This is a genomic window from Actinosynnema pretiosum, from assembly GCF_024171695.1.
Taxonomy (GTDB): Bacteria; Actinomycetota; Actinomycetes; order Mycobacteriales; family Pseudonocardiaceae; genus Actinosynnema; species Actinosynnema pretiosum.
This window is the reverse complement of sequence record NZ_JAMTCF010000001.1, coordinates 92,173-114,785: the sequence shown is the minus strand read 5'-3', so window position 1 is coordinate 114,785 and position 22,613 is coordinate 92,173. Positions and strand designations below refer to the sequence as shown.

The window sequence follows — 22,613 nt, the reverse complement described above, 5'->3', positions numbered from 1 at the left end:
GAGCAGTTCGACGCACTGCTCGGTGAGCATGTGGAGGAACTCGGCGACGTCGAAGTCCGCGACGAGCGTGTCGGCCAGGCGCACGAACGCGCGCGAAACCCTTCGTTCCTGGTCCTGCCTCAACTGCTGCCCTGAGTGCGGAACGGGTTCCATGACGCCCGGATGCCCACTCGGCGGCGATGTCACCCCTCTGCGAGCGCCAAGTCCGCCAGGGGGGTTTGGCGCTCGTGCCCCAGGGCATCCGGTGAGCGCAGCAGCCGCCCCTGATCCCGGCGACACCCGCCGAACTCCGGGGAAGGCGCTTCCGAGCACATCGCTCAGCACACCTCCCGCGCGAGAGCCCGGTCGAGAGCCCGGTCGAGAGCGGACACCGCCGGACCGGCCGAACCAAGGACAACGGGGCGCGAACGCGCCCCGCACCCGATGCCAGGTCGAGGAGACCACCGTGACAACCCCCGTCACCGCCGCGCCCAAGTCGTCCATCCAGAACGCGGGCGCGCCCACCCAGAACATCGCCACCGAGGCCGCCGACCGCGACCTCGCCACGTCCGCCCAGACCAAGGGGACGACCACCGTGGCCGACACCGTGGTCCAGAAGATCGCCGGGCTCGCGACGCGCGAGGTGTCCGGCGTATACGCGCTCGGCGGCGGCGCGGCACGGGCCTTCAGCTCGCTGCGCGAGCGCATCCCCGGCGCGACGGCCTCGGCGGGACAGGGCGTCTCGGTCGAGGTCGGCGAGCGGCAGGCCGCGATCGACCTGCACGTCCTGGTCGAGTACGGGGTGTCCATAGTGGACCTCTCCCGGTCGGTGCGCCGCAACGTGATCGGCGCGGTGGAGCAGATGACCGGACTCGAGGTCGTCGAGGTCAACATCGCCGTCACCGACGTGCACATCCCCGGCGAGGACGAGGGCGACAGGACCCCGGAACCGGGTCGCGTGCGGTGACGCCCGACGTCGAGGCCACCGCCGTCGCGGTGGCCGTGAGCAGCCTGCCGCAGGTGGCGGGTCCCCACGCCGGGCGCTACGGCGAGATCGCCACCCTCCTGCCAGGGCGGAGGGTGGTGGGGGTGCGCGTCCGGCCGGACGAGCTGGTCGTCGGCGTGGTCGTGCGCTACCCGGCCACCACCGCCGAGGTCGACGCGGCGGTCCGCTCCGCGGTGCACGCCGTGCTCGGCCCCGACCGGGTGCCGCTGCACGTGTGGATCGGCGACGTCGCGCCGCCGCTCGCCCTCGCGCCCGACCGCGCCGCCGGGCGTGCCGCGCGGCGCGGGGAGCCGGGCGGTGCGGAGGCCGGTGGTGCGGAGGCCGGTGGTGCGGAGGCCGGCGTCGTGGAAGTCAACGTCGTGGAGGTCGGCCTGGTGGAGGTCGGCGTGGTGGCGGTGAGCGTGGCGGCCGTCGAGCCGGGCGCCCGCCAGGGCGCCGCACCCGCCACCGGGCCGGTGGCCGCACCGGTCACCAGGCCGACCGCCGTGCCCACCACCCCACCGGCCACCCCACCCACCACCCCACCGGCCACCGCGGTGACCACCGCAGTGAGGAACCCACCGTGAACTCCACCACCACCGGAACGCTGGCGGGTCTAGCGCTCGGCTTCGCCGCCGCGTTCGGCGGGTTCGGCGCCTTCATCGTCGTCCTGCTCCTGGGCGCGGCGGGCCTGGTCGTCGGCCGGGTCCTCGACGGCAAGCTCGACGTGTCCGCGCTGACCGGCCGGGACCGGGGCTGAGCGCCGTGACCACCACCACGACCACCCCATCCCACCCGGCGGCGCCGGGAACACCCGCCGACCCCGGCGAACGCGGTCGCCTCACCGTCGGCGACGCCGCGGTGGAGCGGATCGCCGCGCACGCGGCCACCGAGGTCGACGGAGTCGGCGGCTCCGCGTACCGCCTGCTCGGCGTCGCCGTCGGCCCGGAGCAGGCCGGTGCGGACGTCCGGGTCGGCGCGACCGTCACCGGCGACGCGGTCGCGCTCGACGTGCGGCTGTCGGTCGTCTACCCGATGCCGGTGCGCCGCACCGCGGACCGGGTGCGCGCGCACCTGGCCCTGCGCATCCGGGACCTGACTGGCCTGACCGTGACCAGGGTCGACGTCACCGTCACCGCGCTGCACCACGCCGCGTGCCCCGAGGGGAGGGTGCGGTGAAGCGGCTGCCCCGGCGCAGCGCGCCCGCCGTCCTCGTCGCGCTGGCCGTCCTCGCCGCCTGCGCGCTCGTCACCACCGTGGCCGTGCGGCAGGCCTTCGGGCTCAGCCCGTGGATCGACCCGCGCGCGGTCGCGGGCGCCCTGCACGGGGCGCGCTGGACCGACCCGCTCGTCGTGCTGGCGGCCTCGGTCTGCGCCGTGCTCGGCGCGGTCCTGCTGCTGTGCGCGCTGCTCCCCGGCGCGCCCACCGTGCTGCCGCTGCGCGACGACGACCCGGACTCGGACCACGCGCTGGAGTCCGGGGTGACCCGGCGGAGCCTGCGGAACGTCCTGCGCGCGACCGCGTCGTCGGTCGACGGCGTGACCACCGCCAAGCTCGCCCTCACCCGCCGCGCGGCCACCGCGACCGCCACCACCGACCGCACCGGCACCACAGGCCTGGCCGACGCCGTGCGCGTGGCCGTCGCGGAGCGGCTCGACCGCGTCGGTCCGCTGGACCGGCCGACCGTGACCGTCCGGCTCAAGGCCGGGAGGGCGCGGTGACCGGCCACGACCGGCCCGCCCGGCTCAACCGCGCCGTGCTGGCCGTGACCGGTCTGCTGCTGCTCGCGGCGGGCGGGTTCGCCCTGGCCACCCGGTTCGCCGTGCTGGACGTCCTCGCGCCCGACGCGCCCCTGGTCCCCGGTGATGCCCTGCCGCCCCCGTGGGTCTGGAACGTCATCGCGGTCGCCGGGACCGCGCTCGGGCTGCTCGCCGTCCGCTGGCTCGTCGCCCAGGTCGCCCGCGCGCCCAGGAGCAGCCTGTGGCGGTTCGACACCGACGGCTCGGGGCGGACCGAGCTGGCCGCGAGCACCGCGCTCGCCCCGCTCCTCGCCGAGGCCGGGGCCTATCCCGGTGTGCGCGAGGCGCGCGGCGTCCTCACCGGGGCCGGGAACGCCCCGAGGTTGGAGCTGGTGATCAGCACCGACCGGGACGGCGAGCCCGGCGCGATCCGCCGCGCGCTCGCCACCGGGGGACTGCCCCGGCTGCGCAGGGCGCTCGACCTCGACCGGCTGCCCACGACCGTCGAGTTCCGCCTCACCGGCAATCCGGGCGCCCGAACGGCGCCCCCGACCTCATCGGAGCAGGCACGTGAACGCTGAAAGCAGCACGCTCAGACCCGTCCAGCGGACGTCCGGGACCGGGGTTCCGCCGCCCCCGGCGGAGGGCGCGGACGAGGCGCGCTGCCCCACGTGCGACCACCCGGTGGGCGCGCACGACGAGATCGCCCTGAGGTTCTGCGCCGCGACCGAGGCAGGCGGGTTGGACCGGCGGTGCCTGTGCGCGGGCTGGGCGGGTGACGTGGGAGTGGCCGCGCCCGTGCGGATCGGCGCGCGCCACGGGGGAAGGCCGTCCGGGGCGGGGACGGGGACGTCGGGATGAGCGCGACCGAGCGCGCTCCCCTGGCCGGCGCTGACGCGGACCCCGGTCGCAGGCTGGCCGTGAGGCCGCGCGACTCGGCCCGGTCCGCTGCCGACGGGGCCTGGTGGCCGAGGTCCGCCGACCCGGCGGTCGAGTTCCCCGCGCTGATCGCCGCCGTGACCGGGTTTGGCAGGCCGGTGCTGCGGGTGGTCTACCACCTGGGCGCGTGGGGCAGGGCCGAGCACAAGATCACTGTGGCCGGCGTGGTGGTGCGCCTGGAGGGGTTCCGCACGACGCGGCCCTGGGAGGTGACCGTGCTGGGTCCGGATCGCGCCCGCACGGTCCTGCTGGTGATCCCGCCCGACACGCCGGGTGGCGCCGCGGGGGCGGCGCTGCGCGCTGTGACCGGGTCGGACGGGTCCGATCCGGTGGAGGAGTTGATGGTGCGGAACGGCGTTCGGGTGCGAGGGGTGGGGCACGCCGCGCCGGAGGGGGGACTGGCCGGGGGCGGTCCGGTGGAGTCCGGGCCGGAGGAGCGGTGGGAGGCGGAGGGCGGTGCCGGGGGAGTGCGGCCGTCGGTGCGGGAGAAGGTGGCGCGGGGGCGGGTGTCGCGGCCGGGGGTGTCGCCGCCGCCGGAGAAGCGGACAGCGCGGCCCACGGGCGCCGGGGCCACGTCATGACGCGCCCGGCCTCCTCGCCCGCGCAGGCTCCGCCGCACCACCCGCCCGCGCCGGACGGCCCAGCCCTGTCTGACGCGGACGGGCGGGCCACGTGGGGCCTGCCGGCCTCACGGGGGCCGCAGAGCCCGGATGTCGAGCAGGCTGAGCCGCGCCGGGAGGGCCCGCCGGAGCGGCAGCCCTCGCCGGAGGGCGCGCCCGCGACGCCGTCCGGTGGCCCGGTGGTCCGGGGACCGCTGTGGCGCAGACGAGTCCGCGTCAACACGAGCCGCCGACGCCGCCCCGCCGCTCGCTGACCGCGTACTGCGGCAACGGCCACCGCCCCGGCGCAGGCGCCGTCCACGGCCCGCCGCGCGCGCCTGCGCCCGCACGACCGCTGCCCGGTCCGCGGCACTGGCCGGGCGCCGTCTGCCCGTCAGCCCGTCCCAGGTCACCGGCAGGCGGGCAGGCCCCCTGGTGGACATGCCGGTCTTCCAGGTGATCGGCTCCTCCGCCAAGCGCAGACCCGGCAGCCCGCACAGCCAACCGGTCCTCGCTGTCTCGCGCCACCACGAGCGCGCCGAGCAGGTCCCCGGTGGGCTCGCGCCGCCGGCTCGCGATCAGGTCCGCCATGTACGCGGCCATCTCGCCGGTGTGCTCGCGGTCCTCGTCGGCGGTGAACTCCGTCGTGGACAGGAACGCGTCCGACCACACCCGGAAGTCCACCCGGTCCTCGTAGGGCACGCCCGGCAGCTCGCAGATCACGGTGATCGGCAGCGGCAGCGCGAAGTCCTCCACCAGGTCGGCGGGCGCTCCCCCGCGCGCATCGCCGCCACCAGGCCGTCGGCGATCTCCTGCGCGCGGGGGCGCAGCCGCTCGACGCGGCGGACCGTGAACGCCTTGGCCACCAGCCTGCGCAGCCTGGTGTGGTCCGGTGGGGCCATGCCGAGGATGTTGCCCGGCGGCGACGGCACCGGGCGCAGCCTCGGCTCGGCGCGCAACGCCGAGAACAGTGGTTCCGAGTCCAGCCGCTCGGGTTGGCTGAACGGGTAGGGCCTGGGTTCGACGGTGGTCACCACCGGCTCCTCACTGCGCGCGCCGCTCCGCCGAGCCCGCCCGCCACCCCCGCAGCGGCGGGGCCGAGCCGACCCCTCCCCGGCTCCGCCCCGCCACCCCCCACGGGTCCGGACCGACCGGCCCTGCCCCGGCCTGCCCGGACCCGCCGCGGGACCGCCCTGCCCGGCGGGCCCGAGTCCGCTGAGGACCGCTCAGGCGCGCGCCCCCACGTCCCGCCCGGAGCTCGCCGCGACCGCCCGCTGGTAGAGCCTGGTCACCTCGTCCGCGAGCAGCTCCGTGCTGTAGCGGGCCAGAACCCGGTCGTAGCCCGCGACCCCGTACGAGTTGAGCCTGACCTTGTTGCCCAGCAGTTCCCGCAGCGCCCTCGCCAGCGCGGCGGGGGAGCGCGGCGGCACCAGCACCCCGGTCACCCGGTCAAGCACGACCTCCGGCAGCACCCCGACCGACGTGGCGACCACGGCCACCCCGCACGCCATCGCCTCCAGCGCCACGATCCCGGACGGCTCGCTGCGGGCGGCGCACACCACGACGTCGGCCGAGCGCAGCAGGCTGGCCATCGCCGCGCGCGGCACGCACCCCACCAGCCGCACCCGGTTCACGACGCCGTGCACCCGCGCGTGGTTCACCAGCCGCTGCGCCCACGACGACGACGCGGCGGAGACGGCGGGGTCCCCCACCACGACCAGCTCGGTGTTCGGGACGCCCCGCAGCGCGACGACCAGATCGCCCACCCCGTCGGCGGGACGCCCCACGCCGACCGCGAGGATCCGGTGCGGCAGGTCCCGCCCCTCCCTGGGCCCCCTGGGGCCGAACCGGGACAGGTCCACCCCGTACGGCACGACGGTGATCTTCGTCCGCCGCACGCCCGCCTTGATCAGGCGCGCGACCTCGGAGGCGCTGGTGGCCACGATCCGGGTCGCCTCGTGGCCGATCACCCGCTGGGCGGCCACGTGGTCGGAGAGGTGGTCGCTCGACTGCGAGTGGAAGTTCTGCACGACGGGCAGGTCGAGCGGGACGGCCGCGTGCAGCGCGACCAGCCCCGACGGCCACTGGTGGGCGTGGACGAGATCGGGTGGCGCGGCCCGCCACCGGCCGTGCAGGAAGTCGCCCGCGCCCTTCAGGCGTCCGGCCTTCCCGCCGCGCGCGCCCGAGGGCAGGTGGACCACCTGGTACCCCTCCGGCGTGCGCGTGGACACGGCCGCGCCGATCGATCTGCCGCCGGTGTAGACGGTGATCTCGTGTCCCAGCGCGGTCAGCGAGGAGGACAGTTCGGCCACGTGCGCCACCCGCCTGCTCGCCGCCTCGTCGAGCTCCGCGGGCGGCCCTGTGTGCAGCGCCACCATGGCGATCTTCATGTGTGCTCCTGGGGTTGTGCCGAGAGCACCGGAGGCGGGCACGCCGAGTGGCCCGCGCGCCGGGCGTTCGGGCGCGGGGGACCGGGCTGCGCCTGCGGTGCCGGGTGGCGACGCGCCCCGGAGGCGGTCGGCGCGGTGCGGCGCCCGCCCGCCAGCCCGGCAGCGGCCACCCCGCGCACGAGCCGCGCGGGGTGGACCGCGTCCGAAGGCGCTCCGCCGGATCTGCGGAACACCGGGGCCGGTAGGGAGCGTGCCGCCGCTGGGCGATGCAGGAGCAAGAAAAAACCCCGATCCACGCCGATGCCTGCTGGGATTCGGCTGTCGGGGTCGGGGACAGCGGTGTCGCCGGGGGCGCCCGGCCGATCCGCTCCGGATCACGACGGGGAACCCCGGTCCTGTTCTAGCAGCCGCCCGGTGGGCTGTACAGGAACGGCGCCTGTTCGGCCCAACCCCGCGCTCAGGCGCCCACCGCCGGTGTCCCCGCCGCACCGCGCGGGCTCGTCCGCCCTCCGCGCCGGGAACCCGCCCCGGCCGCTCGGGCGCGCGCCGCCCACGCCTGGACGAGGGCGGCGCGATCACCCGCGGGCACGCGGCCCGGTGCGGTCAGCGCGCCCGGTGGGCGAGGATCGCAGCCCTGTCGGCCACGCCGGTGGTGACGGCGTGGGCCAGGTCGGTGAGGCGGTGGTGGTGCGCGCGCGCGTAGCCGCGCAGCCTGCTGAACGCCACGTCGAGCGGGATCTCGCCCCAGACCGCCAGTATTCCCTTGGCCTGCTCGATCACGATCCTGCTGCCGAGCGCCGTCTGGAGTTGTCCGCTGAGCTGGTCGGCGTGCTCGATGGCGCGTTGTTGCAGGATGCCGATGGTGGCGACGTCGGCGAGGGCCTGGCCGAGTTGGAGCACGTCCTGGCTCAGGTCGCCGGGTTGGGTGTTGAGCAGGGTGATTGCGCCTACGGCGTGTTCGCGCAGGCGCAGGGGCAGGGCGTGGGCGGAGCGGAAGCCGCATTCGTGGGCTGCCGCGGTGAAGCGGGGCCAGCGGGTGGTGGCCTCGCGCAGGTCGGGGCAGGAGACGGGGGTCTGGGAGCGGACGCAGTCGATGCAGGGGCCGTCGTCGGCCTGCACGGCGAACAGCTCCAGCAGCTCTGCCTCCTGCGACGAGCTCGCGGTCACGTGCGGCACCGACCACCGGTCGACCAGCACCACGCCTGCGGCCGTCGAGTCGAGCAGTTCGACGCACTGCTCGGTGAGCATGTGGAGGAACTCGGCGACGTCGAAGTCCGCGACGAGCGTGTCGGCCAGGCGCACGAACGCGCGCGCCACCCGCACTTCCCGGTCGCTCGCTGCTTCGGCGCGCTCCTGCGGGGCGCTTTCCTGCGGGGTGATCACCATGTCGGGGCCCTCCGGTTGCCGGGATGGGTGCCCCCGCGGGGTCACGGCCGGGGCGAGTCACTTCGCTCGGACAGCAGGCCGTTCGCTGCCAACTCGCCCGCCGCAACGCCTCGCGCCACCTCCGACAGCCTCAGGTGGTGCGCGCGGGCGTAGCGCCGCAGTGCCAGGAACGCCTCGTGCATGTCCAGACCACCGACTTCGGCCAGGACGCCCTTGGCCTGCTCGACGACGGTGCGGTGGTGCAGCGTGGCCTGCAGTTGTTCCGACACCAGGTCGTACTGCCGGGCCGTGCGCTGTTGGAGGATACCGATGGTGGCCACGTCGGCGAGCGCCTGCCCCAGCGCGATGGTCGCCCCGCCGATCGCCACCGGGGCGGTGTTGAGCAGGGTCAGCGCGCCGATCACCTCGTCGCGCAGCCGCATCGGCAGCGCGCACGCCGCCCGGAACCCCGCGCTCACCGCGGCGGGCCCGAACTCCGGCCACCGCTCGTGCTCGCCCGCCAGGTCGGCGCTGGACACCGGGGTCCCGCTGCGCACGCAGTCCAGGCACGGTCCCTGCAGGGTCTGCGCGGCGAACACCTCCACGAGCGCGGCGTGCTCGGACGACCCGGCGGCGGGCCGCCACCCGCCGCGCTGGTCGGACAGGATGACCCCGGCCGCGTCCACGCCGAGCAGGTCCACCGCCCGTTCGGTCAACATGCCGAGGAAGTCGAGCACGTCGAAGTCGGCGACCAGCGTGTCGGCCAGTGACACGAAGGTGTCAGCCAGCTGTTGGTCACGGGCACTGCTCATCGGCTCGGCCTTTCCCTCATGTCGCATCAGTGCCCGCCCTCGTCGGCGGTGAAGCGCAGCTCGCGCGCCACTACCCGCCGGGCCACCTCGGCCAGTGGCACGTCGTGGGTGAAGGCGTACCCGCGCAGGCGCAGCAGCGCGACATCGGTCGTGGAGTCCAGCTGCGCCTGCACCATGCCGGTCGCCTGGTGCACCTGGATGTGGGGATCCGCCAACCAGCTCAGGTCGGCCGTGCTGTGCCCGTCCAGCTCCGCCACGACGCCCAGCGTCGCCAGGTCGCTCAGGATCAGCGCGTCCGTCAGCTCCGTCCTGGTGAGCGGGCCGGGCGTGTCGCGGTAGAGGTCCAGCGACCCCACCCTGGCCACGCCGATCTGGAGCGGGAACGAGAACACCGCGGCGGCGCCCAGCCCGCGCGCCGCGGGGGTGAACGCGGGCCAGCGCTCCATCTCGGCGGACAGGTCCGAGATCAGGACCGGCCCGCCGGAGGCGAAGGCGTCCAGGCACGGGCCCTCGCCGACGACGAGCTGCAGGTCCTCCAGACCCGAGCTCACCTCGTTCGTCGCGCACACCAGGCCCCGGCTGGGCAGCCCGTGACCGGGCGCGGCGCTCAGGACCGTGGCTCCCGCCCCGGACACGCCCAGCTCCAGCACGCAGCGCTCGCAGGCCAGCTTGACGACCGATTCGGGGCGCTCGGCGAGGTCGGCGGCCAGCAGTGCCTGCAGCCGCCGTCGCCGGTTCTCCGCCATCAGTCCTCCGAGCCAGCCCTCGTGGGCAACCAGGTCAGCCTAGGCCTTCGCCCGAGCGGGCCGCGCGCGGTGGGGGGCGCGGCCGGTGGCCAGGTCACAGCGTCCCCAGGGCCTCGCCCAGGCAGTGGCGCACCTCGACCAGCCGGTCGAGCGCGGCGATCCGCAGCGGTCGCAGCACGGCGCGGTGGCCCGCCACGACCAGCAGGCGCGTCCGCCCGCCCGCCCGCAGGTAGGCGGCGGTCAGCGCGGCCAGGCCCGCGACGGCCAGCAGCCGGACCTCGCCGAGGTCCACCACCAGCACCGGCGGCCGGTGCTTCAGCGCCAGGTCGAGCGCGCCGCGCAGCACGGGCGCGCTCAGCTGGTCGATCTCGCCCGCCACGTGCAGCACGGGGGTCCGCCCGTGGTGCCGCAGGGCCGCCGTCACCGTGCCCGAGGCGGCGCGGGGACCCGCTTCGGCCCGCGGACGCGCGTGGTGGGGCAGATCGTGGCCGGGGCCGCTGCGGAAATCGTGGTGGGCGCCTCGGTGGAGGCAGCAGTACCCGTTCTCGCCCGGTGTCGCCATGGTGCCGACTCCTGCTCCGGCAGGCGTCGCCCAACCGGTCGCGCAGGGGCGCGAACACCGGAGGAACTCGCCTGCTCACAAGGGTTTGCTCCGACGTGAGAGCGGGTTCTGGGCGCTCCGGCGGGGGACTTCGGCACGCTATCCCACCCGCAGGTCCCGCGTCCGGTTGCGCGGCCCGGCTCACCCGTACGCACGAGCGGACGGCCGCCCGGCCCCGCCGTTTCGCGGTCTCGCGGCGCGGCGCCCGTGCGCGGCCCGGCGCCCCGGTCCCAGCGGACTCCCCGCCGCTCCCGCCCGGTGCGCTGATCGCGCCGCCCTCCCCCGAAGCGGCGCGTGACCCCGCGCCCCTGGCGTCCACCTGCCCCTGACGTCCACCTGCCGCCGCGCCCTTCGCCCAGACCTCCCGCCGAGCGGCTGCCCCTCCGGAGGCGAGGGCCGCCGGGCCGCCGGAGCGGCGGCACGGCCACCACGCGCCGCGTACGGCGTTCAACGCCCTCTCCGCCCACGACGCCGGGCGCCTGCGGATCCCCCTGCCGCTCCTCGTTTTCCCACCTTGCCCGCCGCTGCCTGCTGTGCCCGCTCTGCTCGCTCTGCCTGCTGTGCCCGCCGCTGCTCGCCGAAGCCCTCGTGCCGAGGCTGTCCGGGATCGCCGCGTCGCGGCGGCGGGAGCCCTCCCCCTGGCGGGAGGCGGCGTCGCAGGCCGTGCCCACCGCGCCGCACCGGGGCCGCCGGGCGTCCGCCTCGGCTGCTCGTCCGCCCCCGAGCGCGGGACCTGCCGATCCTCCGGGGGACCCGCGCGTCGACCACCGGCGGAGCAGGTCCCACCTCGCGCGACGTCGTCGGCGGCCGGTGGGGCGACGCCGCCGTCCGGCTGGCTGGACCACCGGATCGTGCACCGCCTCCCGTGGCGCTCCACGCGGAGTCCCTCGCCGCGCAGCCGCTCGTGGCGGACTCCCGAGCCAGGCAAGGGGTTCCGCTCGGCGGGACCACGGCGCGCCGCTCGTGCGCGCACCACCCGCACCACCCGAGCGACTCGCACCACGCGCGCCCGCCGCGGCGCGGGGCGCCCCGCGCCGCACCACCCCGTCCCGCGCCTCGACCCCGCCGCCGGGAACGGGAAAACCGGGGTGCTGCGGGGCCTTCGCCCGGCACAATGGCAGGCGGAGGGCCCGAGGACGAAGGCCCTGGGGGAGGGTGCCGTGGACTGGCAGAAGAGCGGCGCGGTGGCGGGGGTGGCCAGTGCCGCGCTCGCCGTCGTCGGGCTCGTGGTGGCGCTGGCCGCGTGGCTGCTGCCGCGCTCGCCCGCCGAGGAGGGACCGAGCAGCGGCGCGCCCGCCGGGACGAGCGCGCCGAGCCCGACCGGCACGTCCGGCGCATCCGCCACGACCACCGCTCCCCCAGGACCTGCGGAGGTGTACCGGGACGCCGTCCTCACGCTGCCCGAGGGCGCGCTGGGCGTCCAGGCGTTCGTGGACCTCGACGAGCGCTCGGTGCGCTCGGCGGGGTCCCCCGCGCCCCCTGATGTGGAGGACGCCGCCGAGTTCAGCTACGACTCCAGGGGCAGGTTCAGCACCTCGATCACCGACGAGCGGGCCGCCGTCGGCTTCGCGGGCGAGGCCACCACCCCCGAGCAGTGCCGCGCCGCCGCGGCCGCCGCCCCGATGGCCCGGCACCAGCCGACCGGGCCGGGCACCCCGGTCGAGGTCGGCACGCGGCTGTGCGCGCTGACCGGCGAGGGCGCGGTGGCGCTGCTGGAGGTCACCGGGTTCGGGCCGGACCGGCCGTTCAGCCCCACGGTCGGCCTGCGGGTCACGCTGTGGCGGGCGCCGTAGCCAGGCGGGCGCCGTGACCAGGCGGCTCCCGGCGCGGGACGGCGCCCCTCACCAGGTCAGGCCACCGCCGCCGCGGTCACGCCGTGCACCACCGCGGACGCCGCCCCCACCGCCGTCATCCCCCACGACCCCCGAGACCAGCCGATCGCCGCGTCCACCGCCTGCGACAGCGCCGCCGCCAGCAGGCAGAACATCGTCGCCTGCCCCGGCAGCGCCAGCGGCAGGCTCGCCGCCAGCAAGCCCAGCGGGATCGCCTTCGCGGCGTGCAGCAACGCGTAGAAGCGCTCCCCGCGATCCGGCGACTGGCTGTAGCTCAGCGACGCCGGGTGCACCGCCGCCACCGCCGCGAACACGACGCCGACCACCGCCGTGACGGCGTTCAGGAACAGCAGCGGGATCATCCGGGCATCGCCTCCGCAGCGTTGTGGTGCGTCGCACCGCAGGCGCAGACAGTAGCCGCGCCCCCACCGCGTCCTGATCGCGGGCACCGGCCGGGCCCCCGAGGCCGGGGAGCGCGCCGACACCCCTTTCCCCGGCACCTGTGTGATGATCGAGCGCGGTGCGACGGTGAGCGGGGAGCAGGTTGTGGGAGAGGCGGTCTCGGTGCGGGCTTTGGGGTTCTGGCGTGCGGTCGAGCTGTTCGACCAGCCGGAACTGGGCGAGGTCGAGCGGGTCAGGGCCGGTGAGCCGCTGCCGTGGGACACCGAGCACCCCCTCGCCCGGCGGGAGCTGCCCAGTGGGACCGAGTGGCGGCACGTCGTGCACGTCGGCATCCACCCGCGCGGCAAGGCGCTCGCCGTGCTCGCCGGGGCGTTCGGCGCGCCCACGCCCGACGCGGACGGGGACGGGGCGCTCGCCCGGTTCGCCGTCGACGACAGCGGGCGCGCGCTGCTCGGGTCCGCCGCCCTGTCGGCCGCCGCCTGGGCCACCGGCGAGGTCGGGCTGAACGGCGCGGCCGTGCTCGGGCGGCTCACCGGGTTCGCCCAGGCGCAGGAGCGGTTCGCCGCCGAGTTCCGCGCCACCGCCCTCGGCAGGCTCGGGCACACCGAGCTGGCCGCCTGCGAGGACGCCGCCGTGCGCGCCACCGGGTTCTCCCCGGCCGACGCCGAGATCGGCGTCACCAGCACCGCCGTGCCGCGCGGGACCGGCGCGGCCTGGCTGCCCGAGCCGACCAGCCCGTTCCTCGCCGAGCTGGACGCCGCCGAGCCCACCGCGCCCGCGCTGCGCGACCACCTGGCTGGCGAGCCGCCCGAGCCCGGTCCGGCCGACGCCGACGCGGTCCACGAGCTGGTGGTCGGCGTGCTCGTGCGCCGGGCCCGCGACCTCGCCGAGCTGGGGCACCCGCGCGAGGCGTTCAGCGGGCTGCGGTTCCGCTGGCTCACCGCCGACCGGGCCCGCGAGGTCAGCGCCTGGCGACCGGAGCTGGCCGGGGGAGGGGTGCTCGCGGTCAGCGCCGACGAGACCACCGCGCGTGCCGCGGGGGCGGCCGTGCGACCGGCGCCCGCCGCTGCGGACGGGGCCACCGGGCACGACTGGCCGCTCGCGCTCACCCTCGTCGACCGCGCCGACCGCGAGCGGTTCGACGAAGAGCTCTGGACCGGCGGCGCCGGCCTCCTGGACTTGCTGAAGACCTGGGAGGACAATGGTCCTCGACGCCCGTGGTCGGATGCCGTTGCCGCGTTCCGCGCTGCCCGCCTGCTCGTGGACGACCTGCACGCCAGGCGCGCCGCCGCCAGCCGTGCCGTCGACCGCGAACCCGTGCTGCGCGAGGAGCTGGACCGCGCCCGCGCGGGGCTCACGGCCGCCATCGCGCGCCTGGCCGAGGTGCGCGCCCACCGCGACCGGCTGGCCGCGGTCGAGCGGGCCGCCGTCGACGCGCACGCGGAGCTGGAGCAGGAGGCCGCCCGGCAGTTCACCGCGATCGAGCACCAGGTCTGGGGCTGGAACGAGGAGCTGGAGCGCCGCAAGGGCGAGCACCGGGAGCACCGCAAGCTCCGGCCCGCCCTGTGGAAGCGCGTCGCCAAGCAGGACAGCGACCAGCACCTGTGGTCGTGGCGCGACACGTGGCTGTCCGACCGGGTGAAGCTGGCCGAGGCCGAGCTGAAGCGCCTGCACGCCACCCCGCCGCCCCAGGCCCCGCCGCCACCGCCCCGCACGCCGGGGCTCGACGCGGCGGAGCAGGCGGTGCGCGCGGCCGTGCTCGCCCAGGCCGACCACGAGTGGGTGATCAGCGAGCGCACGGCGGAACTGGCGCGCGTGGAGGAGCTGCTGCCGGTCGCGGCCGAGCTGTTCGCCGGGCGGGAGCGCGCCGAGCCGTGGACGGACCCGGAGTGGACGGCCGCGCGCGACGCGCTGCTCCTGGCCGCCCTGGAGCTGCACCGCGAGTTCCTCGGCCATGAGGCGCGGGCGGTGCGGCGCAACCTCCAGGCGGTGGCCGACCTGATCGCGGGCGAGTCGTCCCCGGAGATGCCGGATGGCGCGGTCGGGGAGGCGTGGCGCACGCTGTTCCTGGTCACGCCGCTGATCAGCGTCACGGCGGAGTCGGGCGCGCGCCTGCTGGCGGGCGCCGGGCCGGACTCCCTCGGCTGGCTCCTGCTGGACCGCGCCGTGCCACCCGCGCGGGCGGTCGGCGCGCTGCGCCGGGCGCGCCGCGTCCTGGCGGTGGGCGACGGCGAGCCGGGGACGACGCCGGTCGAGCGCCTGCTCGGCCCGCGCTGGGCCGCCCTGGAGGCGGCAGCGGCTGCGGCTGCTGCGGCGGCCAGCGCCGCGCCTGCTCATGGCGGGGCAGGCAACCCCGCGCCCGGCACGGGCTTCGGCGGTCCAGGCGGCGGCCCCGGTGGCGGACTGCCCGGAACCGGGATGCCCGGCGCCGGTGCGGCGGGCAGCGGGTTGTCCGGCACCTGGATGACCGGAGCCGGGGCGCCCGGTGGTGGTGTGCCGAACAGCGGCACGTTCTCGCCCGCCGTGCCGAACCCCGGCCCCGGCGGACCGAACCGGGGAACGCTCAACCCTGGTGCAAGGGTGTCCGGCGTGCCGGGTCCTGGAACGCTCAACCCTGGTGCAAGGGTGTCAGGCGCGCCCGGTCCCGGAACGCTGAGCCCCGGTGCGCGAGTGCCCGGAGCGTCCTTCCCCGGAGCGCTCAACCCCGGCTCGCGAGTCTCCGGCGTGCCTGGCGGCCCGGTGCCCGCTGGTCCGCCGCCTGGCGGCGCGATGTTCGGCGGTCCGACGCCTGCCGGCCCAGTCGCCAGTGGCTCGACGCCTGCCGGTCCCGCGCCAGCCGGTCCGGTTCCTCCCGGCTCGCTCCCCGCCGGTTCGATTCCCGCTGGTTCGATCCCGGTCAGGCCGAACCCTGCCAGCCCAACTCCCGCAGGTCCAGCCCCCGCAGGCCCAACTCCCGCTGGCCCAACCCCCGACCACGACATCCCAGCCGGCCCGGCCACCGTCCGCCACATCCCAGCCAGTCCGATTCCCGCCAGCCCGACTCCCACCGGCCCGACTCCCGCTGATCCGGTGCCCGGTGGTGATCCGCGCGGTTCCAGCGAGGAGCGCCCCGACGACCCCGATCCCGGTTTCTCGGGCCGTGACCTGTTCGGCGGTGGCCCCGGCGCGTAGCCGGACGGGGCGGGCACGACCGCCCGCCCCCGTCACGCGCCCCCGTCACGCGCCGCCGACGAGCCCCGTCCGGTGCGCCAGCACCACGGCCTGCACCCGGTCGCGCAAGTCCAGCTTGCCCAGCAGCCGGGACACGTACGTCTTCACCGTCTCCGGGCTCAGCACCAGCTCCGCCGCGATCTCCGAGTTCGACCGCCCGTCCGCGACCAGGCGCAGCACCTCCAGCTCCCTCGGCGACAGCGCGGCCAGCGCCTCGTGCGCCGGTTCCTCGCGTGGCCTGACCCTGGTCGCGTACCGCCGGATCAGCTCCCTGGTCACCGAGGGGTCCAGCAGCGCCTCGCCGCGCGCCACCGTCCGCACCCCCTCCAGCAGCCGCGCGGGCGGCGAGTCCTTCAGCAGGAAGCCGCTCGCGCCCGCCCGCAGCGCCTCGTACACGTAGTGGTCGACGTTGAACGTGGTCACCACCAGCACCTTCGCGGGCGCCTCGGCCCCCGGTCCGGCCAGCGCCCTGGTCGCGGCGATGCCGTCCAACCTGGGCATCCGCACGTCCATGACCACCACGTCCGGCCGCAACCTCGCCGCCTGCGCCACCGCCTCCTCGCCGTCCTCGGCCTCGCCGACGACCTCCAGGTCCGGTTGCGCGCCGAAGATCGTCACGTACCCCGCGCGCACCAGCGCCTGGTCCTCGCACACCAGCACCCTGATCGGAGCGCTCACGCCGTCCTCCTCGAACCCGTCCCCACCGGCAGCACCGCGCGCACGGTGAACCCCTCGTCCCCCGCGCCCGCGACCACCTCGCCGCCCAGCTCCTCGGCCCGCCGCCGCAACCCGGCCAGGCCCCGCCCGTCCGGCGACGCCACCGTGACCACCGCGCCCGAGGTGGTCACGACCACCTCCACCACCCCGCCCACCCGGCGCAGCGCAACGCGGGTGAGCTGCCCCGGAGCGTGCTTGACCGCGTTGGTCAACGACTCCTGCACCACCCGGTACGCGACCAGCTCCACGTCGGCGGACACCCCGTCCACCCCGCCCCCACCCTCGGTCAGCTCCACCCGCTGCCCGGCCCGCCGAGCCCGTTCGACCAGGTCCCGCACCCGGTCCACCCCACCTCCGGTCGCCTCCAGCACCCCCAGCAGGTGCCGCAGATCGGCCAACGCCCGCCGCCCGGTCCCCGCGATCACCTCCAGCGCCTCCGCGACCCGCTCCGGCGCCGCGGGCAGCACCACCCCGGCCGCGTCCGCCTGCACGACCACCGCCGTCACGTGGTGCGTCACCACGTCGTGCAGCTCCCGCGCGATCCGCGCCCGCTCCTCGGCCGCCGCCGCCCGCGCGGTCGACTCGCGCCGCTCCGCCTCCTCGGCCCGCCGACCCCGCAACCACGCCCCACCCGACCAGCACACCGCCAGCACCGCCAGGTAGGCCACGAAGTCGTGCGCCCGCTGCGGCGACCCGGACGCGGCCAGCACCACGGCCAGCACCGCGTACCCGGCCACCGCGACCCCCGCCACCAGCCCCCGCCGCCGCTCCAGGTGCGCGCCCGCCGCGACCAGCGCCAGGTACAGGCCGACCCCGCCGAACGTCGTCGGGTACCCCAGCACCTGGTGCAGTCCGAAAGCGACACCGACCACCGCGAGGCACAGCGCGGGCCACGTCCGGCGCACCACCAGCGGCAGGCACTGCCCCAGCGCCAGCGCCACCCCGAGCGGGTCCCGGGCCACGACGGGCAGGTCACCGATCTCCGGGCCGATCGCGGACAGCGTCGGCACGAACGCCAGCACGGCCAGCGCGACCGCGAGCGCCGCGTCCACCGCAGGCGCGCCGGGCGCCCGGTCGCGGAGCGCGCGCAGCCGTCCAGCGGCGGGGGAGGGGGGCACCGGGCGATCGCAAGGGCTCGCGAACCGACCGCCGGAAGCCCGAACGCCGCCGTCCGCCCGCCCGAAACCCGCCCGTCACCGGCCGTTCCCCGAACCCGCCCGCGAACCGACCGCCGCTCGTGATCGTTGGAGCCGCGTTGGCGGCGCGTTGGCGGCGTCCCTCTACTGTGCGGTGAACACCCATACCGAAGTGCCGGTCCCCTGCCCCACCCCGGCGCCGGACGAGATGCCCCGAGGAAGGTCCTGCTCATGGCAGAAGCCACCGCACAACTCACCGCCACCGCCGCCACCGCCACGGTGCTGGCGAAGAAGGTCAGCGGCGCGGCTAACGGGGCTGATGTCAACCCGCAGATCGAGTCCATCGGGAAGGACGCCGCCGCCGAGCCGGACGCCTTCACCCCCGCGGGCAACGTCGCCGCCCCCGCCGACCCGTTCGCGAGCCTGGCCCAGGTCGCCGGGTGGACGATGGACTACGTGGCGTTCCTGCGCGAGCCGATCGACCAGCTGGAGACCGACAAGGGCAGCGTCCAGGCCACCGCCGACGCCTACCGCACCGCGTCCGAGCGGATGCGCGAGCTGTCCAACACCCAGCGCGAGCAGCTGGGCAACCCGCAGGGCTGGACCGGCGAGTCCATGGAGGCCTTCCAGGGCAGCATGGACAAGTTCGGCGGCGAGCTGGACTCGATGGCGAACGCGGTCGCGCAGAAGGGCGTGGTCGTCGAGGCCACCGGCAAGATGGTCGAGGGGATGCGCGCGGGCGTCATCGACCAGGTCAGCCGGTTCTCCGACTCGCTCGCGCCCGCTGCGGTCGCCGCCTACGTGATGGCCCCGCTGACCTTCGGCGCCTCCATCCCGATCTTCCTGGCCTCGGTGGTCAGCGCGGCCACCCAGGTCGGCCAGGACATCTCCGGCCGCATGGACCAGCTCAAGGAGGCCATGGGCCGCCAGGCCGAGCGGATGGGCAAGCTCGACGAGCTGTCCGACCAGGTCAGCAAGGAGTGGGAGCGGTACGACGACGTCTCCGACAACGGCACCGCCACCGCCACCCCCAAGAACGCGGCGCGCCTGCCGAACGAGCAGGAGGGCACGACCACCGCGTCCATGGCGAACGCCCCGCGCGGCATGACGGTCGAGGGCGAGACCACCAGCCCGACCCTGCCGAACGCCCCGCGAGGCCGCATGGTCGAGGGCGAGACGACCACCCCCACCCTGCCGAACGCCCCGCGCGGCATGACGGCGGAGGGCACCACCACCCCGTCCGCGATGAACGCGCCCCGCGCGCGGTTCGCCGAGGACGAGGCCGCCCTGCAGCCCAAGCAGGGCCTGCTCCGCCCGATGGAGCGGGGCGAGCTGCGGCAGGGCACGCTCCTGGAGCCCATGCAGGCCGGTGAGCGGATGCACGCGCTGGAGCCGAAGATGGCGGCTGAGCGGATGCACGCGCTGGAGCCCAAGATGGCTGTCGAGCGGGCGCACCAGCTGGAGCCGAAGATGGCGGCCGAGCGGATGCACGCGCTGGAGCCCAGGATGGCCGCCGAGCGGATGCACCAGCTGGAGCCCATGCAGCGCGCCGAGCACGTGCAGATGCACGCGGTCGAGCGGCAGCAGGGCACCCCCGCGCTCCACCCGCTCCAGCCGATGCAGCAGGGGACCCCGGCCTACCAGCAGCTCCAGCCGATGCAGCAGGGCACCCCGGCGCACCACCCGCTCCAGCCCATGCAGCAGGGAACCCCGGCCTACCAGCAGCCGTTGCAGCCGATGCACCAGGGCACTCCGGCGCACCACCCGCTCCAGCCCATGCAGCAGGGGACCCCGGCGTACCAGCAGCCCGTGCAGCAGCTCCAGCCGATGCAGCAGGGCACTCCGGCCTACCAGCAGCCCGTTCAGCCCCTGCAGCCCGCGCACATGTCGGTCCCGGCCCAGCCGGTCGAGCCGCTGCGCCCCGTCCAGTCGTGGAGCCGTGAGCAGCGGCAGGTGGAGAACGGCTAGGAGCTGACCCGGCCAGGCGCCGACCACCTCACCCCGTCCCCACCCTCTCCCTGCGCCCCGCGGAGGCAGCACAGCGATGTCCACGACCGAACAGCAGATGCAGAAGATGCACGTGATGTCCCGACGCCCGGCCCCGGTGGCGGGCACCGGTGACGCGGGCTCCGGGTTCTCCATGAACCAGTCCGACATGGAGACCCTGCGCAAGCAGGCCGAGGACCTCGGCAGCAGCTACAAGGAGATCGCCGCGAGCATCACCGGCGCCTCCTTGTCGGGCAACGCCTTCGGGCAGGTCGGCGCCGAGGCGGTGGAGCGGTTCAACGTCTCCTCCACCAAGGGCGGGATGCACCTCGACAAGATCTCCATGACGATGGACAAGGTCGCGGGCGGCATCCAGGCCACGGCCAAGGACCACGCCCAGACCGACGAGACCAACAACCAGGAGTTCGCGGGCATCAGCACCGAGACCGACGCCCAGGCTCCCGCCGGTGCGGACGGCGCCGGTGGGACGGGCGGCGCGACCGGCCAGGGCGCGGGCGCGCAGGTCAGCGACCCCGGTTCGGTCAACGGCGACCCCGGCGCCACGGGTGGCGCGGGCACGGGCGGCGCGGGCGGTCCTGCGGTGAACCAGCCCGAGGTCCCCGGCGGCGCGGGTGGCGCCGAGGGGTCGGGCGCCGGTGGAGCGGGTGGCGCGGGGACCGGTGGAACCGGTGGCGCCCAGACCGCCAACGGCGCGCCGAAGCCCGGTGACTACCAGATCGAGGACACCGCCGACATCGGCACGCCGGGCGGCGGCGACGCCGGGGCGACCGCCGGTGCTGGCGCTGGCGCGGGTGCTGGGACTGGTGCAGGCGCCGGTACCGGCGCCGGCTCGGGCTCTGGTTCCGGGGCGGGCGCGGGTTCCGGCTCTGGTTCTGGCTCTGGTTCCGGTTCGGGCAGCGAGACCACCGGCCAGCAGCAGCAGCCGATGCCCGAGGTGCCGCCGATCCCCGAGGTCCCGAAGGACCTGTTCTCCCAGGGCGGCGCGGGCGCAGGCGCGGGCGGCGAGGGCGCCGGTGGCGCGGGTGCTGGCGCCGGTTCGACGGGCGGCAGCGGTTCGACCGGCGGTTCCGGTTCGGGCAGCGGTGGTTCGTCGCCGTCGATCCCGAAGCCCGGTGACTACCAGATCGAGGACACGGCGGACATCGGCTCGCCCGGTGGCTCCGGTGGCCCCTCCGGCAGTGGTTCCGGCAGCGGCTCCGAGTCCGGCTCCGGCCAGCAGCAGCAGCCGATGCCGAACATCCCGCCGATCCCGGAGGTCCCGAAGGACCTGTTCTCCCCTGGCGGCGGTGCGGGCGCAGGCGGCGAAGGCTCGGGCGCAGGCGGTTCCGGTTCGACCGGCGGCACGTCCGGCTCCGGCTCCACGGGTGGCTCCGGCTCGTCGGGTGGTTCCGGTTCGACGGGTGGTTCGTCTCCGTCGATGCCGAAGCCCGGTGACTACCAGATCGAGGACACCGCGAACATCGGCTCGCCCGGTGGCAGCGGCGGCTCGACCCCGTCGACGCCCACCATGCCGAACATCCCGCCGATCCCGGAGGTCCCGAAGGACCTGTTCTCCCCCGGCGGCAGCGCGGGCGCGGGCGGCTCCGACAGCACCGCGGGCGGCAGCGGTTCCACGGGTGGCAGCGGCTCCACCGGCGGTTCCGGTTCGACCGGCGGTTCCGGCTCGTCGGGTGGTTCCGGTTCGACGGGTGGTTCGTCGCCGTCGATGCCGAAGCCCGGTGACTACCAGATCGAGGACACCGCGAACATCGGCTCGCCCGGTGGCAGCGGCGGTTCCACCCCGTCGACCCCGACCATGCCCACCATCCCGCCGATCCCCGAGGTCCCCAAGGACCTGTTCGGCACGCCCGGCATCCCGTCCACCGGCGGCATCTCCGCAGGCGACACCAGCGTCGACCCGATCAAGGGCGGCGACTCCACCGGCGGCAGCGGTTCCGGCTCCGGCTCTGGTTCCGGCAGCGGTTCCGGCGCAGGCGGCCTTGGCGGCGGTCTCGGTTCCGGCTCCGGCTCGGGTTCGAGCGGTGGCTCCGGCAACGGCACCACCACCGGTTCCGGCGCGACCACCCCGACCATGCCGACCATCCCGCCGATCCCCGAGGTCCCGAAGGACCTGTTCGGCACGCCGGGCGTCCCCGCAGGTGACACGGACGGCTCGTCCGCCGGTTCCGGCTCGGGTTCCGGCTCCGGCACGGGCGCTGGTTCCGGCGCGGGCGCTGGTTCCGGCGACGGCGCGGGCTCCGGCTCTGGTTCCGGCTCCGACGAGGACCGGGGTCGCCACTGCGGCAACGACGGTCGCGGCGAGCCCGGTGGCAAGGGCGAGCACGACGGTCGCGGCGAGCCCGGCAAGGGCGACCACGGTGGCCGAGGCGAGCACGACGGTCGTGGTGAGCACGGCGGCAAGGACGACCACGAAGGCCGAGGCGAACACGGCAAGGGCGACCACGAGGGTCGCGGCGACCACGACGGCGAGGACCGCGACGGCAAGGGCGACGACCGCCCCGACGGCCTCATCGGCGACAAGGGCGACGAGTCCGACGACCTGGTCGGCGAGCGGGACGGCGAGAAGGACGGCTTCCCGATCACCTCGGTGGACGGCGAGCCGTTCCTGGACCTGCGCGACCTCCCGGCCGACGAGGCCGAGCGCTGGACCGAGCGCATCCGCGACATCATGGACACCAAGGGCGAGGGCTCCTTCTACTGGGCCGACAGCACCATCGACGCCGATGGCCAGCGGCACTCGCTGATGGACATGGCCGAGCTGATGACCGGCCTGGACAACCGCACCGAGGGCTCGGACGAGGTCAAGGCGTTCACGAACCTCTCCGACACGGGCGCGTCCGCGACCGGCCAGCAGCCCGCGTCCACCTCGGGCAAGCTGTCCGGCGACGTCGCGGCCAGCCCGGCGCGCAGCGCCAACGGCGACGTGTTCGTCCTGGTCGGCCCGAACCGCGCCGAGGGCGACCCGGTCAGCATGACCGAGTTCCCGACCCTCCAGTCCAACCCCAGGGTCGAGCGGGTCTTCGCGATCGACGTGACCACCGGCAAGGAGGTCCAGATCCACCCGAAGCAGGCCTGATCCGGGGCAGCACCGGGCACCGGTGGGAGGGCCGGGTCACACCCGTCCTCCCACCGGCCGGAACGCGCCCGGATCTGT

22 protein-coding genes are annotated in these 22,613 nt (G+C 76.0%); 12 read left to right on the top strand and 10 right to left on the bottom strand.

From position 1 onward, the window contains the following. The first annotated feature begins 445 nt into the window (after positions 1-445). Genes LV78_RS00475 through LV78_RS00440 form a run of 8 tightly spaced genes read left to right on the top strand, consistent with a single transcriptional unit; the run spans position 446 to position 4,223 of the window. Positions 446-946 carry an Asp23/Gls24 family envelope stress response protein gene (locus LV78_RS00475; protein WP_015801615.1) on the top strand — a complete coding sequence of 167 codons (501 nt, stop codon included), beginning with the start codon at positions 446-448 and terminating at the stop codon, positions 944-946. Continuing rightward, entirely contained in the window at positions 943-1,551 is a 609-nt protein-coding gene (locus LV78_RS00470) for a hypothetical protein (protein ID WP_253842508.1), read from the top strand. Before LV78_RS00475 ends, LV78_RS00470 begins: the two co-directional genes overlap by 4 nt. After that, on the top strand, positions 1,548-1,724 hold the full coding sequence (locus LV78_RS00465) for a hypothetical protein (protein WP_015801617.1): 177 nt from the start codon (positions 1,548-1,550) through the stop codon (positions 1,722-1,724). Before LV78_RS00470 ends, LV78_RS00465 begins: the two co-directional genes overlap by 4 nt. 5 nt (positions 1,725-1,729) lie before the next feature. Further along, the gene (locus LV78_RS00460) at positions 1,730-2,143 is read left to right on the top strand and encodes an Asp23/Gls24 family envelope stress response protein (protein ID WP_253842507.1); all 414 of its coding nucleotides are present in this window, start codon (positions 1,730-1,732) and stop codon (positions 2,141-2,143) included. Further along, on the top strand, positions 2,140-2,685 hold the full coding sequence (locus LV78_RS00455; protein WP_015801619.1) for a DUF6286 domain-containing protein: 546 nt from the start codon (positions 2,140-2,142) through the stop codon (positions 2,683-2,685). The genes LV78_RS00460 and LV78_RS00455 overlap by 4 nt, the downstream gene beginning before the upstream one ends. After that, positions 2,682-3,284, top strand: a complete 603-nt coding sequence (locus LV78_RS00450; RefSeq protein ID WP_253842506.1) for an Asp23/Gls24 family envelope stress response protein — start codon at positions 2,682-2,684, stop codon at positions 3,282-3,284. The genes LV78_RS00455 and LV78_RS00450 overlap by 4 nt, the downstream gene beginning before the upstream one ends. Further along, positions 3,274-3,564: an RGCVC family protein gene (locus tag LV78_RS00445; protein WP_015801621.1), complete on the top strand. Its 291-nt coding sequence runs from the start codon at positions 3,274-3,276 to the stop codon at positions 3,562-3,564. Before LV78_RS00450 ends, LV78_RS00445 begins: the two co-directional genes overlap by 11 nt. After that, complete coding sequence (locus LV78_RS00440) at positions 3,561-4,223, top strand: DUF5994 family protein (protein ID WP_253842505.1); 663 nt, start codon at positions 3,561-3,563, stop codon at positions 4,221-4,223. The genes LV78_RS00445 and LV78_RS00440 overlap by 4 nt, the downstream gene beginning before the upstream one ends. 255 nt (positions 4,224-4,478) lie before the next feature. Here the strand turns inward: LV78_RS00440 and LV78_RS00435 are convergent, their stop codons facing one another. From LV78_RS00435 to LV78_RS00405, 7 genes are all read right to left on the bottom strand, one after another. Further along, entirely contained in the window at positions 4,479-4,997 is a 519-nt protein-coding gene (locus LV78_RS00435) for a cytochrome P450 family protein (protein ID WP_253842504.1), read from the bottom strand. Continuing rightward, positions 4,961-5,275 (bottom strand): hypothetical protein, encoded by a 315-nt coding sequence (locus LV78_RS00430; protein ID WP_253842503.1) that lies wholly within the window; start codon positions 5,273-5,275, stop codon positions 4,961-4,963. The genes LV78_RS00435 and LV78_RS00430 overlap by 37 nt, the downstream gene beginning before the upstream one ends. A gap of 192 nt (positions 5,276-5,467) precedes the next feature. Continuing rightward, on the bottom strand, positions 5,468-6,631 hold the full coding sequence (locus LV78_RS00425; protein WP_015801623.1) for a glycosyltransferase: 1,164 nt from the start codon (positions 6,629-6,631) through the stop codon (positions 5,468-5,470). 603 nt (positions 6,632-7,234) lie between these two features. Next, positions 7,235-8,017, bottom strand: coding sequence for a GAF and ANTAR domain-containing protein (locus LV78_RS00420; RefSeq protein ID WP_253842502.1), 783 nt, complete (start codon positions 8,015-8,017; stop codon positions 7,235-7,237). Positions 8,018-8,058: 41 nt separating this feature from the next. Beyond that, on the bottom strand, positions 8,059-8,808 hold the full coding sequence (locus tag LV78_RS00415) for a GAF and ANTAR domain-containing protein (protein ID WP_253842501.1): 750 nt from the start codon (positions 8,806-8,808) through the stop codon (positions 8,059-8,061). A gap of 26 nt (positions 8,809-8,834) precedes the next feature. Beyond that, the gene (locus tag LV78_RS00410) at positions 8,835-9,554 is read right to left on the bottom strand and encodes a GAF and ANTAR domain-containing protein (RefSeq protein WP_253842500.1); all 720 of its coding nucleotides are present in this window, start codon (positions 9,552-9,554) and stop codon (positions 8,835-8,837) included. Positions 9,555-9,648: 94 nt separating this feature from the next. Then, positions 9,649-10,116 carry an STAS domain-containing protein gene (locus tag LV78_RS00405; RefSeq protein WP_015801627.1) on the bottom strand — a complete coding sequence of 156 codons (468 nt, stop codon included), beginning with the start codon at positions 10,114-10,116 and terminating at the stop codon, positions 9,649-9,651. A gap of 1,199 nt (positions 10,117-11,315) precedes the next feature. Between LV78_RS00405 and LV78_RS00400 the strand changes: the two genes are divergently transcribed. After that, entirely contained in the window at positions 11,316-11,948 is a 633-nt protein-coding gene (locus LV78_RS00400) for a hypothetical protein (protein ID WP_015801628.1), read from the top strand. Positions 11,949-12,004: 56 nt separating this feature from the next. Here the strand turns inward: LV78_RS00400 and LV78_RS00395 are convergent, their stop codons facing one another. Beyond that, on the bottom strand, positions 12,005-12,349 hold the full coding sequence (locus tag LV78_RS00395) for a hypothetical protein (protein ID WP_015801629.1): 345 nt from the start codon (positions 12,347-12,349) through the stop codon (positions 12,005-12,007). Positions 12,350-12,533: 184 nt separating this feature from the next. Between LV78_RS00395 and LV78_RS00390 the strand changes: the two genes are divergently transcribed. Next, on the top strand, positions 12,534-15,560 hold the full coding sequence (locus LV78_RS00390; protein ID WP_253842499.1) for a YML083C domain-containing protein: 3,027 nt from the start codon (positions 12,534-12,536) through the stop codon (positions 15,558-15,560). Between the two features lie 45 nt (positions 15,561-15,605). Here LV78_RS00390 and LV78_RS00385 read toward each other — a convergent pair whose 3' ends face one another. Together LV78_RS00385 and LV78_RS00380 are read right to left on the bottom strand one after the other, a co-directional pair. Beyond that, positions 15,606-16,277, bottom strand: a complete 672-nt coding sequence (locus tag LV78_RS00385; RefSeq protein WP_253842498.1) for a response regulator — start codon at positions 16,275-16,277, stop codon at positions 15,606-15,608. Beyond that, positions 16,274-17,434: a sensor histidine kinase gene (locus LV78_RS00380; protein ID WP_253842497.1), complete on the bottom strand. Its 1,161-nt coding sequence runs from the start codon at positions 17,432-17,434 to the stop codon at positions 16,274-16,276. Before LV78_RS00380 ends, LV78_RS00385 begins: the two co-directional genes overlap by 4 nt. A gap of 249 nt (positions 17,435-17,683) precedes the next feature. On the opposite strand from LV78_RS00380, the gene LV78_RS00375 reads away from it, so the two are divergent. Together LV78_RS00375 and LV78_RS00365 are read left to right on the top strand one after the other, a co-directional pair. After that, entirely contained in the window at positions 17,684-19,420 is a 1,737-nt protein-coding gene (locus LV78_RS00375) for a WXG100-like domain-containing protein (protein WP_253842496.1), read from the top strand. A gap of 76 nt (positions 19,421-19,496) precedes the next feature. Then, the gene (locus LV78_RS00365; protein ID WP_301305610.1) at positions 19,497-22,535 is read left to right on the top strand and encodes a hypothetical protein; all 3,039 of its coding nucleotides are present in this window, start codon (positions 19,497-19,499) and stop codon (positions 22,533-22,535) included. Positions 22,536-22,613: the final 78 nt, after the last annotated feature.

Bases quoted from the DNA above. Each gene is read 5' to 3' on its own strand.
- LV78_RS00440 (WP_253842505.1), top strand. From the start codon at position 3,561: ATGAGCGCGACCGAGCGCGCTCCCCTGGCCGGCGCTGACGCGGACCCC.
- LV78_RS00425 (WP_015801623.1), bottom strand. From the start codon at position 6,631: ATGAAGATCGCCATGGTGGCGCTGCACACAGGGCCGCCCGCGGAGCTC.
- LV78_RS00420 (WP_253842502.1), bottom strand. From the start codon at position 8,017: ATGGTGATCACCCCGCAGGAAAGCGCCCCGCAGGAGCGCGCCGAAGCA.
- LV78_RS00415 (WP_253842501.1), bottom strand. From the start codon at position 8,808: ATGAGCAGTGCCCGTGACCAACAGCTGGCTGACACCTTCGTGTCACTG.
- LV78_RS00410 (WP_253842500.1), bottom strand. From the start codon at position 9,554: ATGGCGGAGAACCGGCGACGGCGGCTGCAGGCACTGCTGGCCGCCGAC.
- LV78_RS00405 (WP_015801627.1), bottom strand. From the start codon at position 10,116: ATGGCGACACCGGGCGAGAACGGGTACTGCTGCCTCCACCGAGGCGCC.
- LV78_RS00395 (WP_015801629.1), bottom strand. From the start codon at position 12,349: ATGATCCCGCTGCTGTTCCTGAACGCCGTCACGGCGGTGGTCGGCGTC.
- LV78_RS00375 (WP_253842496.1), top strand. From the start codon at position 17,684: ATGGCAGAAGCCACCGCACAACTCACCGCCACCGCCGCCACCGCCACG.
- LV78_RS00365 (WP_301305610.1), top strand. From the start codon at position 19,497: ATGTCCACGACCGAACAGCAGATGCAGAAGATGCACGTGATGTCCCGA.